This is a genomic window from Hydrogenophaga sp. 70-12, from assembly GCF_001897365.1.
Lineage (GTDB): Bacteria > Pseudomonadota > Gammaproteobacteria > Burkholderiales > Burkholderiaceae_C > Hydrogenophaga > Hydrogenophaga borbori.
In genome coordinates, this window is the sequence record NZ_MKSS01000154.1 from 1 (window position 1) to 13,790 (window position 13,790).

Here is a 13,790-nt window from a genome sequence, read left to right on the forward strand (position 1 = left end):
TGATGGGCGCGCACACGCCCGTGACGCCGCTGCGCGCCTGGAACGCGGACGCCACGCGCCTGCCCGCGCGCATGCACAGCGAGTACCTGCGCCGCCTGTACCTGCACAACGACCTGGCCGAAGGCCGCTACCGCGTGCGCGGCGAGCCGGTGGACCTGGACCGCATCCGCGTCCCGCTCTACCTGCTGGCCACCGAGCGCGACCACGTCTCGCCCTGGACATCGGTCTACAAGCTGATGCGCCTGACACACTCGAACGCCCACTTCGTGCTGAGCTCGGGCGGCCACAACGTAGGCATCGTGAGTCCGCCCGAGGGGCCGCTGGCCAGCCCCGAGGCCTCCTACCGCGTGGGCGAATGGGCGCCGCGCGCGGCGCCGGCCGACCCGCAGGACTGGCTCGCGCACGCGAAGGCCTCGCCGTGTTCCTGGTGGCCGCACTGGCAGCGGTGGCTGGCCGCGCATTCCTCGCGCCGGGTGAAGGCCCGGGCCGTGTCGGGCCTGCGCGTGCGCGGCCGTGCCGTGCCCGCGCCGGGCACCTATGTGTTCGACCCCGTGGCGGAGGTGGCCGAATGAGCGCCGCTGGGCCGTTCCCAAGGCGCTCAGCCCCGCAGTGCGCCGCACGGAGGGCCGTCCAATGAGCGTGCGCCACCTCGAGCACCTGTTCCAGCCGCGCAGCGTGGCGGTGATCGGCGTCTCGCGCCGGGCCGACGGCGTGGGCGCGCTGGTCTGGCGCAACCTGCGCGAGGGCGGCTTCGCGGGGCCGCTGTGGGCGGTGAACCGCCAGCCCTTCGAACTGGACGGCGGGCCGGTGTTCACCAGCGTGGACGCGCTGCCGCAGGCGCCCGAGCTCGCGGTGATCTGCACGCCGGCGGCCAGCGTGCCCGAGCTGGTGGACCAGCTGGGCCGCCGCGGCACGCGCGCGGCCATCGTGCTCACCGCCGGCCTGCGCGAAGGCCGCACCAGCGACGGCCGCAGCCTGGAACAGGCCATGCTCGACGCCGCCCGGCCCTACCTGCTGCGCGTGCTCGGGCCCAACTGCATCGGCGCCCTGGTGCCGGGGCAGGCGCTCAACGCCAGCTTCGCGCCGGGTCAGGCGCGCGTGGGCGAACTGGCCTTCGTCACGCAGTCGGGCGCGCTGGCCACGGCCATGCTCGACTGGGCCAACGCGCGCGGCGTCGGCTTCTCGCATTTCGTCTCGCTCGGCGACAGCGCCGACGTGGACTTCGGCGACCTGCTCGACTACCTCGGCAGCGACCCGCGCACGCGCGCCATCCTGCTCTACATCGAGTCGGTCAAACAGGCGCGCAAGTTCATGTCGGCCGCGCGTGCGGCCGCGCGCAACAAGCCCGTGGTGCTGGTGAAGTCGGGCCGGCGGCCCGACGGCGCGCGCGCCGCCGCCTCCCACACCGGCGCGCTGGCGGGCTCCGACCCGGTGTTCGACGCCGCCGTGCGGCGCGCCGGCATGCTGCGCGTGGACACGCTGGAGGCCCTGTTCGACGCCGCGCAGACACTGGCGCGCGTACACCGCTGGCGCGGCCCGCGCCTGGCCGTGCTCACCAACGGCGGCGGCGCCGGCGTGCTCGCGGCCGACACCTTGGGCAGCGGCGAACTCGCCACGCTCTCGCCCGACACCCTGGCGGCGCTGGACGCCGGCCTGCCCGCCAACTGGTCGCGCGGCAACCCGGTGGACATCATTGGCGACGCGCCGCCGCAGCGCTACCTCGACGCGCTGCGGGTGCTGCTCGCCGCGCCCGAGGTGGACGGGCTGCTGTTCATGCACGCGCCCACCGCCATCGCCTCGCCCACCGACATCGCGCAGGCCTGCCTGCCACTGCTGCGTGGCGCCGACCGGCCGGTGCTGGCCTGCTGGCTCGGCGGCCAGCGCGTGGCCGCCGCGCGCGAGCTGTTCGACGCGCAGGGCGTGGCCTGTTACGACACACCCGAGAACGCCACCGCCGCCTGGCTGCAGCTGCGCGACCACCAGGCCGCGCAGGCCGCGCTGCTGCAGTTGCCCGAGTCGCGCCCCGAGCTGCACTACCCCGACCGCGACGGCGCGCGCGCCCTGGTGGAGGCCGCCCTGGCGGGCGGGCGCGACTGGCTCGACGAACTCGACGCCAAGCGCCTGCTGGGCGCCTACGGCATTCCCTGCGTGGCCACCGAGCGCGTGCCCGACCTGGACGCCGCGCTCGACGCGGCCGGGCGCATCGGCTACCCGGTCGCGCTCAAGATCGTCTCGCCCGAGGTGCTGCACAAGTCCGACGTGGGCGGCGTGGTGCTGGACGTGGCCAACGCCGCGCAGCTGCGCGCCGAGGCACTGGCCATGCGCGAGCGCGTGGCGCTGGCGCGCCCGGACGCCCGCCTCATCGGCTTCACCGTGCAGGCGATGGCGCACCGCCCGCTGGCGGTCGAGACCATCGTCGGCATCGCCAGCGACCCGGTGTTCGGCCCGGTGCTGCTGTTCGGCGAAGGCGGCACGGCGGTGGAAGTGCGGGCCGACCGCGCGATCGCGCTGCCGCCGCTCAACGCCGTGCTGGCGCGCGACCTCATCGGCCGCACGCGCGTGGCCCGCCTGCTGCGCGGCTACCGCTCGCGCCCGCCGGCGAACCTCGACGCCGTCGTCGACGTGCTGCTGCGCCTGAGCCAGCTCGCCAGCGACCTCGCGCCGGTGGCCGAACTCGACATCAACCCCCTGCTGGTCGACGCCGAGGGCGCGCTGGCGCTGGACGCGCGCGTGCGCGTGCGCCCGGCCGCGCCCACGCGCGACGGCGCGCACCTGGCGCTGCGCCCCTACCCCTCGGGCCTGGAGCGCGTCACCGTCATCGACGGCGAAGCGCTCCAGTTGCGCCCGATCCGGCCGGAGGACGGCGAGCGGCTCGCGCGCTTCTACGCCAGCTGCTCGCCCGAGGAACTGCGCCTGCGCTTCTTCTTCACGCGACGTGAGGTTCCGCCCAGCGAGCTGGCGCGCTACTGCCAGATCGACTACGAGCGCGAGATGTGCTTCATCGCCTTGTCCGGCGACACCCTGTGCGGCGAGGCGCGCGCCGCCTGCGACCCCGACAACGACACCGCCGAGTTCGCGGTGCAGGTGGCGCGGCCCTGGCAGCGCCGTGGCCTGGGCCGCGCGCTGCTGGGGATGCTGATCGATCACCTGCGCGCGCGCGGCACGCGCGAACTGGTGGGCTGGTGCCTCGAAGGCAACCACGGCATGGTGAACCTCGCGCGCGCGATCGGCTTCGGCATGCGCGGCAGCGCCGACGGCACGCTGGAGCTGCGGCTGGCGCTCGGCCCGCCGCCGGCCGCCCCCGCCGAGCAGGCCGCGCCTTGAGCCACTGGGACGTCTTCAATGGCGACGCCGACGGCCTGTGCGCGCTGCAACAGCTGCGCCTGGCGCGACCGCGCGAGTCGCGGCTGGTGACCGGCCTCAAGCGCGAGATCGCGCTGCTCGAGCGCGTGGACGCCGGCCCGGACGACACGGTCACGGTGCTCGACATCTCCCTTGCGCGCAACCGCGCGCCCCTGCTGGCCTTGCTGGCGCGCGGCGTGCGCATCGAGTACTTCGACCACCACCACGCCGGCGACGACCCCCTGCCGCGCCACCCCGCCCTGAAGCTCGTGATCGAGACCGCGCCCACGCGCTGCACCAGCCTCATCGTGCACCGCCACCTGGGGGGGCCGCACGCGGCCTGGGCCGTCACCGGCGCCTTCGGCGACGGCATGGGCGCGAGCGCGCGCGCGCTCGGTCACGCGGCGGGCCTGGACGACCCGCAACTGGCCACGCTGCGCGCGCTCGGCGAAGCGATCAACCACAACGCCTATGGCGAGTCCGAGGCCGACGTGCTGATCGCGCCGGCCGCGCTGCACGGCCTCATGCGGGCGCACGCCGACCCGCTGGATTTTCTGCGGCGCGAGCCCATCGCTCCCGCGCTCATCGAGCGCCGACGCCAGGACCTCGAGCGCGCCGACGCGCTGGCGCCGCGCTGGCGCTTGGCCGCCGGTTCGGTGTACGAGCTGCCCGACGAGGACTGGGCGCGGCGCGTGCAGGGCAGCCTGGCCTACCGCTGCATCGAGCGCGAACCCGAGCGGGCTTGCGCGGTGCTGCGCGCCGCGGGGACCGACGCCTTCATGGTGAACCTGAGGGCCCCCCGGCAGCGGCCGCACGCGGACCGGCTGTGCCGGGACTTCGGTGGTGGGGGCCGCGCGGGAGCGGCCGGCATCGACCGCTTGCCGCGCGCGCGCCTGCCGGCCTTTCTGGCGGCGTTCGAACACACCTTCGGCACCGGTGGGCCCGCCACGGCCCCGCGCCCCTGAGGGCGCGCGGGACCCCCCCACGGCGGCTCGGACACGCGTTGGCTTGTGCGCGGCGGCGCGGCCCGCGTCGTCTACTTGGCTTCGGCCGCGCGCTTGGCGATCTTGAAGTCGCTGATGGCGATGCCGAGGTCGAAGCCCTCGCCTTTGCCCGCCAGCGCCAGCGACACCTTGCCCTTGGTCAGCACCTGCGCGGTGCCCGCCTTGGCCACGCCGGCGTCGCCGCTGACCGCCAGGTAGCTGCCCAGCACGTCCTCGATCGCGGACACGTGGGTGAATTTGCCCGTGCCATCGGTGATCTTCCATTTCCCCGCGGTCAGGCCGACGCCCTTCGCGTTGATCGTCACCGGCAGGGACGCGCCGTTGTCGCAGCTCACCGTGCCCTCGCCCTCGGCGCTCGAGTACACGGCCGACCACTGCCTGGACGTGAATTTGAGGGTGCAGCTCAGTTCCTTGTCGGCGGCTGCGCTCATGCCCGAAGCCGCCATGAGGGCGGCGGCGAGCAGTGGGGGAATGAACCGGTTCATGACGCCCTCCTGTGTGAGGCAAAAAGACGCCCACATCGGGCGCCTGCACACTGTCGGCGCGGGCGGCGGGGCGTTCATTGATGCCGGTCAAGCTCGCGGTCCGCGCGCACCGCTTCGTTGCGGCGCGCGCATCCTTGACCGCCGTCAAGCACGCGCCCTGGCGACTGGCCGGATAGTGGTCGCCATGAAGCACACATTGCAGGACAAGGTGGACGCGCTGCGGGACCCGGCGAACCATCGCCTGCCGGTCTCGTCCGTCGAGGCCATCGAAACCCATTTCTCGTGGGTGTTCCTGGCCGGCGAGCGCGCCTACAAGATGAAGAAGCCGCTGCACCAGGGCCTGCAGGACTTCTCCACGCTCGAGCGGCGGCGCCACTACTGCCGCGAAGAACTGCGCGTGAACCGGCGCCTGGCGCCCCAGGTCTACCTGGGCCTGGTGCCGCTGGCGGCGGACGAGAACGGCCGCCTGCGCCTGGACGGGCCGGGCGAGCCGGTGGAGTGGCTGGTGGCCATGCGCCGCCTGCCGCCGGGGCCCATGTTGGACCAGCGCCTGCTGCGCGGCGAGGCCAGCGAGGACGACATGCGCCGCATCGCTGAGCAACTGGCCGGCTTCCATCGCTGGCAGCCTCGCCCGCGCCTGGACCCCAACGGCTACCGCCTGCGGCTGTGGCAGCGCCTGGCCGACTGCGAACAACTGCTGGGTCGCCCCGAATGGCGGCTGCCGCGCACGCGCGTGGACGTGGTGCTGGGCGCGCTGCGCGCCTGGCTGGCGTCCAGCACGCCGCTGATCGAGGCGCGGGCCATGGCCGGCTGCGTGCTTGAGGCCCATGGCGACCTGCGGCCGGAGCACATCTGGCTCGGCGACCCGCTGGCGATCATCGACGCCCTGGAGTTCTCCAAGGCGCTGCGCCAGCAGGACGGCGCCGACGAGGTCGGCTTCCTGGCGCTGGAATGCGAACGCGCCGGCGCGCCGACCCTGGGCGAGGCCTTGTTGCGCCACTACGCGAACGCCAGCGGCGACGAGCCGCCGCGCGCCCTCGTGCACTTCTACCAGGCCCTTCGGGCCTGCGAGCGCGCCGGCCTGGCGATCGCGCACCTGGCCGAGGCGCGCTACCAGGGCGAGGCACGCTGGCGCCGCCGCGCGCGGCAGTACCTGCGCCTGGCGGCGCGCCACCTGCAGGCGGCGCGCCGGCCAGCGCCCATAGGGACGGGCGGCAACGCCGCCACGCACCAACCCCTGGGCCATCTGAACAGGTGAGCGCGTGCAGGCCGCCACCGACACCACCACCGTGCTGCTCGCCGGCGACCTGATGACCGGCCGTGGCATCGACCAGGCGATGGCCCACCCGGTCTCCCCCGAGCTGTACGAGCCCGGGGTGCGCGACGCGCGCGACTACCTGCGACTGGCCGAGCGCGCGAACGGGCCGATTCCCTCGCCCGTGCCGGGACGCTACCTCTGGGGCGATGCGCTGGCGGAGGTGGCCCGCATCGCACCCGACGCCAGCGTCGCCAACCTGGAAACCGCGGTCACGGCGGACGGCGAGCCCTGGCCACGCAAGGGCATTCACTACCGCATGCACCCGGACAACATCGCCTGCCTGAGGAGCGCCGGGCTGAGCGCCTGCGCACTGGCCAACAACCACGCCCTGGACTGGGGCCCCGCGGGCCTGCTGGATACGCAGCGCGCGCTGGCCCGCGCCGGCGTGCGAAGCGCCGGCGCGGGCGCCACGCCCGAGCAAGCCCATGCGCCCGCCGTTGTGCCACTGGGCTCGCGCAACCGCCTGCTCGTGGCCTCGTGGGCCGCGCCGGACTGCGGCGTGCCCGATGGCTGGGGCGCCGCGGCGGGCCGCGCGGGCATCGCCCTGCTGGAGAACCTGTCCGGCCGCGGCCTGCAGCAGATCGCTGAGGCCGTCGAACGCCAGCGCCGCGAGGGCGATCTGGTGCTGCTGTCCATCCACTGGGGGGCCAACTGGGTGGGCGAGGTGCCGCCCCTGCACCGGCGCTTCGCGCACGAGCTGATCGACCGCGACATCGTGGACGTGGTGCATGGCCACTCCGCCCACCACCCGCTGCCCTTCGAGCTGCACCGGGGCAAGCTCATCCTGTACGGCTGCGGCGACCTCATCAACGACTACGAGGGCATCGCTCCCCGGCCCGGTTTCGCGCAGGACCTGGCCTGCCTGTACGCCGCCACCCTGTCGCTGGGCAGCGGGCGGCTGGTGCGGCTGCAGATCGTGCCGCTGCAGCGGCGCGCCTTTCGCCTGGTGCGCGCCGACGCCTCGGCGCGCGCGGCCATCCGGCAGGCGCTGCAACTCAAGGGCAACGGCTTCTCGCGCCAGGTGCTGTGGCGCACGGACGGCCACTGGGTCATCGAGCGCGCGCCTGACGAGCGACCCTCGGGGCAGCGTCCATGATCGACATCCGCCTCGACACCCTGGGCTGCGAAGCCGCCGAAGCCGGCACCGGGGCCGTGCTCGCGGCCTGGTGCGTGAGCGAGGGCGAGCGTGTGCGAGCGGGCCAGCCGCTGGCGCGCGTGCGCGCGCCGCTGGAGACCGTCGAGTTGACGGCGCCGCGCGCGGGCGTGATCGAGCAACTGCTGGTGCCCGCCGGCGACCCCGTGCGGGCGGGCCAGGTGCTCGCCCGGCTGATCGACACCTGAGCGCCCGCACGCACCGGTTTTGACGCGGCGCAAGCACCCGCGCCGGCGACGGCCAAGAATTGGCCCTGGTGTTTCACTTCTGCTGATGGCCGTGGCCCCAACCGATCCCCTGCTGTTCGCGCACCAGGCCTCCCGCCCCTGGGCACAGGCCGTGGCCCATAGCCTGCAGTGGCCTCTCTCGCCGCACGAGGAGCGCGACTTCGAGGATGGCGAACACAAAAGCCGTCCCTTGGTCAACGTGCGCGGGCGCGACGTGTTCGTGCTGCACGCCTTGCACGGGCCCGGACCGCTGAGCGTCAACGACCGCCTGTGCCGGCTGCTGTTCTTCATCGGCGCGCTCAAGGACGCCTCGGCCGCGAGCGTGACGGCCGTGCTGCCCTGCCTGGCCTACGCCCGCAAGGACCGCAAGACCAAGGCGCGCGATCCCGTGACCACGCGCTACGTGGCCACGCTGTTCGAAGCGGTGGGCACCGACCGCGTGGTGACGATGGACGTGCACAACCTGGCGGCCTACCAGAACGCGTTCCGCTGCCGCAGCGAACACCTGGAGGCCTGCCGCCTGTTCGCGGCGCATTTCGTGCCGCTGATCGGCGGCGACCCCGTGGCCGTGGTGTCGCCGGACGCGGGCGGCATCAAGCGCGCCGAGCGTTTCCGCGAGGTGCTCGCCGCCGCACTGGGCCGGCCCGTGGGCGCGGCCTTCGCCGAGAAATACCGCAGCCAGGGCGTGCTCAGCGGCGACCTCATCGTTGGCGACGTGGCGGGGCGCCAGGCCATCATCCTGGACGACCTGATCGCCACCGGCGGCACCCTGGCGCGCACCGCGCGCGCCTGCCGCGGCCTGGGCGCGACGCGCGTGCACGCCGCGGCCACGCACGGCTTGTTCGCCGGCGACGCGGCGCGCGTGCTGGCCGACGAGGCCCTGAGCAGCCTGGTGGTCACCGACAGCGTGCCGCCGCCGGCCTGGCCCGCCGGGCCCGCGCGCGACAAGCTCAGCGTGGTGCCCACCGACGCGCTGTTCGCCGAGGCGATCCGGCGCATCCATGGGGGCGGCTCGCTGGTGGAGCTACTGGACCCGGTGTCGGTGGCCGAGTGATGGACAGCGCCGCGCCCACCGACAACGCCCGCGTGGCCTTGCTGCTGCGCGAGGCCGCGGCCCTGCTGGCGGCGCAAGGCGCCAACCGCTTCCGCGTGGCGGCCTACCGCCACGCGGCCGACGGCATCGCCGCGCTGGCGCGCGACGTCGGGGCGCTGTTCGAAGCCCAAGGCCGCGCGGGGCTCGACGCCCTGCCCGGCATCGGCCCAGGCCTGGCCAACGCGATCGCCGAGATCCTGTCGACCGGCCGCTGGGGCCTGCTCGATCGGCTGCGCGGCGAGGTGGACGCGCGCCTGGTGTTTCGCGCCGTGCCCGGCGTGGGCCCCGCCTTGAGCGAGCGCCTACACGACGAGCTCGGCATCGACACGCTGGAGGCGCTGGAGGCCGCGGCGCACGACGGCCGGCTCGCCGGCGTGCGCGGCCTGGGCGAGCGGCGCGCGCAGGGCATCGCCGCTGCACTGGCCCAGATGCTGGACCGGGGCCGCCCCCGCCGCGCCCCGCCGCCGGCGGCCGAGCCCGAGGTGTCGGTGCTGCTCGACGTCGACCGCGAGTACCGCGCCCGGGCGCAGGCCGGGGAGCTGCCCACCCTTTCGCCGCGCCGCTTCAATCCAGGCGGCCAGGCCTGGCTGCCGGTGCTGCACACGCAGCGCGGGGACTGGCACTTCACCGCGCTGTTCTCCAACACGGCGCGGGCACACGAGCTGCACCGGGAACACGATTGGGTGGTGCTGTTCTTCCACGACGGCGACCAGGTGCAGCGCCAGCACACCGCCGTCACCGAGACCCGGGGTCCGCTGGCGGGCCGGCGCGTGGTGCGGGGGCTGGAGCCGGCCTGCGAGCGCTGGTACGCCCGCGCCGGCGGCGAACCGGCCCCTTGATCTGGCGCAAACTGCGGCGCCGCCAGGCCACTACAGTGGCTTGGCCACCGCGCCCCGGGCATCGTCCGTTGAAGCGGTTGGGGCACGAGTGAAGGGCCGCTCCAGCGGCCCGTCAAACCGCGGCGGGAACGCCGAGGTCGTCGCCCGAAGTGCAGGCGGATCTGCTTCGGCAGAACCCTCGGCGCGGTGGTCCTTTTTCCAGGTCCGTCGGGCGTGGCACCGGCGAACCACCGGATGCCCACCAGGGAGGCGGCGGCCGCAAGACGACGCCGCAAGGCCATGAACAAGTTCGCCCGCTGGAACCTGAGCTACTTCGCCCTGGCTTTGCTGGCGCTGTTGCTGCTGCAGAGTTGGTGGCGCCAGGCGCAGCAGATCGAGGTGCTGCCGTACAGCGAGTTCGAGCAGCGACTGGCCGCTGGCGAGGTCGACCGCGTCGTGGTCGGCGAGCAGCAGCTCATCGGCCACCTCAAGTCGGCCGATCCGCAAGGCCGTCAGGTGATCGCGGCCAACCGCGTGGAGCCGGCGCTGGCCGAGCGCCTGTCGGCCTTCCACGTGCCGTACGCGCGGCAGTTCGAGAGCACGCTGTGGCGCGACGTGCTGTCCTGGACCCTGCCCACGCTGGTGTTCTTCGGCCTCTGGTTCCTGCTGTTTCGCCGGCTCGCCGCGCAACAGGGCATGGGCAGCTTCATGTCGGTTGGCAAGAGCCAGGCCAAGATCTTCGTGGAGAAGTCGACCGGCGTGAGCTTCGCCGACGTGGCCGGGGTGGACGAGGCGAAGGAGGAGTTGCAGGAGGTCGTCGAGTTCCTCAAGGACCCCCAGCGCTATGGCCGGCTGGGCGCGCACATCCCCAAGGGCGTGCTGCTGCTGGGGCCGCCGGGCACCGGCAAGACCTTGCTGGCGCGGGCGCTGGCCGGCGAGGCCGGTGTGACCTTCCTGTCGACCAATGGCGCGGCCTTCGTGGAGATGTTCGTCGGCGTGGGCGCGGCGCGGGTGCGCGACCTGTTCGAGCAGGCGCGATCGCACGCGCCCGCGATCATCTTCATCGACGAGCTCGACGCGCTGGGCCGCGCGCGCGGCGCCTATGCCCTGGGCGGGCACGACGAGAAGGAGCAGACGCTCAACCAGCTGCTGGTCGAGATGGACGGCTTCGACCCCTCGGCGGGCGTGATCATCCTGGGCGCCACCAACCGACCCGAGATCCTCGACCCCGCGCTGCTGCGCGCCGGCCGCTTCGACCGCCAGGTGCTGGTGGACCGGCCAGACCTGAAGGGGCGCGTGCAGGTGCTGCAGGTGCACACCCGCAAGGTCAGCCTGGCGCCGGAGGTGGACCTCGGCCAGGTGGCCGCGCTGGTGCCGGGCTTCGCGGGCGCGGACCTGGCCAACCTGGTGAACGAAGCCGCGCTGCTGGCCACGCGGCGCGGCGCCTCGGCCGTGGGCATGGACGACTTCACGCGCGCCATCGAACGCATCGTCGCGGGACTGGAAAAGAAAAACCGCGTGCTCAACCCCAAGGAACGGGCGGTGGTGGCCCACCACGAGATGGGCCACGCGCTGGTGGCCATGGCGCTGCCAGGCACCGACCCCGTGCACAAGGTGTCCGTCATCCCGCGCGGCGTCGGCGCGCTGGGCTACACCTTGCAAAGGCCCACGGAGGACCGCTTCGTGATGACGCGCGAGGAGATGGAGCGCAAGATGGCCGTCCTGCTGGGCGGTCGCGCCGCCGAGATGCTCATGTTCGGGGAACCCTCGACCGGCGCGGCCGACGACCTGGCGAAAGCCACCACCATCGCCCGCGCCATGGTGCTGCGCTACGGCATGAACGCGCGCCTGGGACCCGTGGCCTATGAGGAGAACGATGGCGATCCCCTGTTGCCCGGCGCGGCGGCGCTCGCCTTGCCGCTGGCGCGCCGCTACAGCGACGAGACCGCGCGCGAGATCGACTGCGCCGTGCGCGATGCGCTGGCGCGGGCCTGCGCAGAAGCGGGCGACATCCTCTCGCGCGCACGGCCCGTGCTGGAGCAGGGCGCACGGCGGCTGCTGCAGAAGGAATCGCTGGCGGGGCCGGACCTGGACGCGCTGCGCGAGCAGGTCCGGGCGCTGGCCGCACGCACCGGGCCTGGCCAAACGCTGACCCACGAAAGCGAGCCCCCATGTTCCATGACCGCCTAGACGCCGCCCGCCAGCTCGCTGCCGCGCTGGCCCACCACCGCGGCAGCCACCCGCTGGTGCTCGCCATCCCGCGCGGCGCGGTGCCCATGGCGGCGCACCTGGCCCAGGCCCTCGGCGGCGAGCTCGACATCGTGCTCGTTCGCAAGCTGCCCGCGCCGTACTCCGAGGAATTCGCGGTGGGCGCGGTGGACGAATCGGGCTGGGTCTACGTGGCCCCGCACGCCAACCTGGCGGGCGCCGACGCGGACTACCTCGCGCGCGTGCGGCGCGAACAGCTCGCCGAGATCGCCCGGCGCCGCGCCGCCTACACGCCGGGGCGCACCGCCGCGTCGGCGCGCGGGCGCACGGTGATCGTGGTCGACGATGGTCTGGCCACGGGCGCGACCATGCTGGCCGCGCTGCACGCGGTGCGCCAGCGCGCGCCCGCGCACCTGGTGTGCGCCGTGCCCGTGGGTTCCCGCGAGAGCGTGGCCTTGGTGCGCCCGGCGGCCGACGAACTGGTGTGCCTGCTCACGCCCGCCGATTTCCAGGCCGTGGGCCAGTTCTACGCCCACTTTCCGCAGGTGGAGGACACCGAGGTGGTGCGCGCGCTGCGCGACGCCGCTCCCGCCGCGGGGCCCGAAGGGCCCGGGGCGTCGCCATGATGCGGGCGCTGAGCGAGCCCGTCCCGCCGGCCGAAGGCGCACAGCCGGGGCGGCGCCTTCGCTGGCTGCTGCTGTGGCTGCTGCTGGCCTTCCAGCTGCCGGCGCTGCTGCTGTTCGGCGTGGCGATCTGGCTGGCGATGGACAGCGAGCAGGCCGCCCTGGGGCAGCGCCTGATGGCCCAGACCGTGGCCTTGTCGCACCGGGTGAACGCGCGCGCCGTGACCGTTCAGGGCGCGCTGCAGCGCCTGGCCCAGCAGCTGCCGTCCGATGGCCAGGACCTGCGCGACTTCCAGCGCGCCGCGAGCGCCCTGGCGCGCGACCTGGACGTCGACGCCATCGTGCTGGTGCGCGCCAATGGCCAGACGCTGGCCCATGCCCCGCTGCCGACCGGCGGGGCCGAGGCGCTGCGCACCGTGCCCCCCGCCTTCACCGAGGTGGCCCGCACGGGCCGGGCGGACGTGGTCGACGCCACCACCTGGTCCGAGCGCGAAGGGCCGGTGGTGGGCATTGGCGTGCCCGTGGCGCGCGCCAGCGGCGAAACCCTGGCCCTGCAGGCCGTGCTCGAGTTGCCGCGGCTGACCCCGCTGCTGGAGGCTGGCCTGCTGCCCGCGCACTGGCAGGCCGCCATCGTGGACAACGCGGGCCGCTACCTGGCGCTCACCGCCGGCCCCCTGGGCCCCGCGGGGGGACCCGTGGAAGCGGCGCTGCAGGAGCGCCTGGCCCGCGAGGCCTTTGGCACCTTCCGCTCGGCAGACATCGGCGACCCGCCCATGACGGTCTCGTACTGGACCGCGCCGGCCACGCACTGGACAGCGGTGGTGGCGGTGCCGGCCAGGGGCTTCACCCTCCCCGCCTGGCGCACCGTGCTGACCCTGGGCGTGCCGATGGGCCTGGTGATCGCCGCGGGCCTGGCGGGCGCCTGGCTGGTGCGCCGGCGCCTCACGGCCGCACTGAACGGCATGCGCGCGGCCACCGAGGCCGCCGAAGCGGGCCGCCGCCGGGGTGAGCAGCGCCTGGAGGGCATGCTGCAGGCCGCGCCCATCGCCACCCTGCTGATCGACGAGACGCACCGCGTGCGCTCCTTCAACCCGGCCGCGCGCGCGCTCTTCGGCCACGCGCCGGAACAGATCCTGGGCCGCAGCCTGGAGCCCTTGTTCACCCCGCTGAGCTGGCGGGACTGCCAGGAAGACATCGCGGCGGTGCTGCGCGGCACGGTGCGCGGCCCCGACGGCGTGACCTCGGGGCATTGCGTGCGGCTGGGCGGTGACGTCTTTCTGGCCGAGTTTTCGGTGGCCCCGATCCCGCGCGCCGACGGCGAGCGACTGCTGTCGGTGACGGTGCGTGACGTCACCGAGCGCGAGGAGATCCAGGCCTCGCTGCTGGCCGCCCACCACGAGGTGCAGCAGGTGAGCCAGCGTTTCGAGCGCATGCTGCTGCGGGAAATGGACGCCCGCCAGGAGCAGATCGGGCGCGAACTGCACGACGCCGTGGGCTCCGCGGTGGCGGGCGTCTCGAT

The 13,790-nt window shown here is 74.2% G+C and carries 11 protein-coding genes and 1 pseudogene; 11 read left to right on the plus strand and 1 reads right to left on the minus strand.

Translation table 11 applies throughout. The features are described from left to right. The 3 genes and pseudogenes from BGO22_RS09260 to BGO22_RS09270 all read left to right on the plus strand — a co-directional run. Nucleotides 1-572: pseudogene (locus tag BGO22_RS09260) on the plus strand (poly-beta-hydroxybutyrate polymerase); the annotation flags it as partial. A 61-nt stretch (nt 573-633) separates the two neighbouring features. After that, complete coding sequence (locus BGO22_RS09265) at nt 634-3,324, plus strand: bifunctional acetate--CoA ligase family protein/GNAT family N-acetyltransferase (RefSeq protein ID WP_286850356.1); 2,691 nt, start codon at nt 634-636, stop codon at nt 3,322-3,324. Continuing rightward, nucleotides 3,321-4,307: an acetyltransferase gene (locus BGO22_RS09270; protein ID WP_286850358.1), complete on the plus strand. Its 987-nt coding sequence runs from the start codon at nt 3,321-3,323 to the stop codon at nt 4,305-4,307. Before BGO22_RS09265 ends, BGO22_RS09270 begins: the two co-directional genes overlap by 4 nt. 71 nt (nt 4,308-4,378) lie before the next feature. Here the strand turns inward: BGO22_RS09270 and BGO22_RS09275 are convergent, their stop codons facing one another. Continuing rightward, the gene (locus BGO22_RS09275) at nt 4,379-4,831 is read right to left on the minus strand and encodes a hypothetical protein (RefSeq protein ID WP_286850360.1); all 453 of its coding nucleotides are present in this window, start codon (nt 4,829-4,831) and stop codon (nt 4,379-4,381) included. A 184-nt stretch (nt 4,832-5,015) separates the two neighbouring features. On the opposite strand from BGO22_RS09275, the gene BGO22_RS09280 reads away from it, so the two are divergent. The 8 genes from BGO22_RS09280 to BGO22_RS09315 all read left to right on the plus strand — a co-directional run. Further along, complete coding sequence (locus BGO22_RS09280) at nt 5,016-6,089, plus strand: hypothetical protein (RefSeq protein ID WP_286850362.1); 1,074 nt, start codon at nt 5,016-5,018, stop codon at nt 6,087-6,089. A gap of 4 nt (nt 6,090-6,093) precedes the next feature. After that, on the plus strand, nt 6,094-7,245 hold the full coding sequence (locus BGO22_RS09285; protein WP_286850365.1) for a CapA family protein: 1,152 nt from the start codon (nt 6,094-6,096) through the stop codon (nt 7,243-7,245). Beyond that, on the plus strand, nt 7,242-7,490 hold the full coding sequence (locus BGO22_RS09290) for a lipoyl domain-containing protein (protein ID WP_286850366.1): 249 nt from the start codon (nt 7,242-7,244) through the stop codon (nt 7,488-7,490). The genes BGO22_RS09285 and BGO22_RS09290 overlap by 4 nt, the downstream gene beginning before the upstream one ends. A 91-nt stretch (nt 7,491-7,581) precedes the next feature. Continuing rightward, entirely contained in the window at nt 7,582-8,583 is a 1,002-nt protein-coding gene (locus tag BGO22_RS09295; RefSeq protein WP_286850368.1) for a ribose-phosphate diphosphokinase, read from the plus strand. Beyond that, nucleotides 8,583-9,461 carry a helix-hairpin-helix domain-containing protein gene (locus tag BGO22_RS09300; RefSeq protein WP_286850370.1) on the plus strand — a complete coding sequence of 293 codons (879 nt, stop codon included), beginning with the start codon at nt 8,583-8,585 and terminating at the stop codon, nt 9,459-9,461. The genes BGO22_RS09295 and BGO22_RS09300 overlap by 1 nt, the downstream gene beginning before the upstream one ends. A gap of 279 nt (nt 9,462-9,740) precedes the next feature. Then, nucleotides 9,741-11,630: an ATP-dependent zinc metalloprotease FtsH gene (gene ftsH / locus BGO22_RS09305; RefSeq protein WP_286850373.1), complete on the plus strand. Its 1,890-nt coding sequence runs from the start codon at nt 9,741-9,743 to the stop codon at nt 11,628-11,630. Next, on the plus strand, nt 11,612-12,274 hold the full coding sequence (locus BGO22_RS09310) for a phosphoribosyltransferase (RefSeq protein WP_286850376.1): 663 nt from the start codon (nt 11,612-11,614) through the stop codon (nt 12,272-12,274). The genes ftsH and BGO22_RS09310 overlap by 19 nt, the downstream gene beginning before the upstream one ends. After that, the coding region (locus BGO22_RS09315; RefSeq protein WP_286850379.1) for a PAS domain S-box protein at nt 12,271-13,790 on the plus strand (1,520 nt) is incomplete at its 3' end. The genes BGO22_RS09310 and BGO22_RS09315, both read left to right, overlap by 4 nt.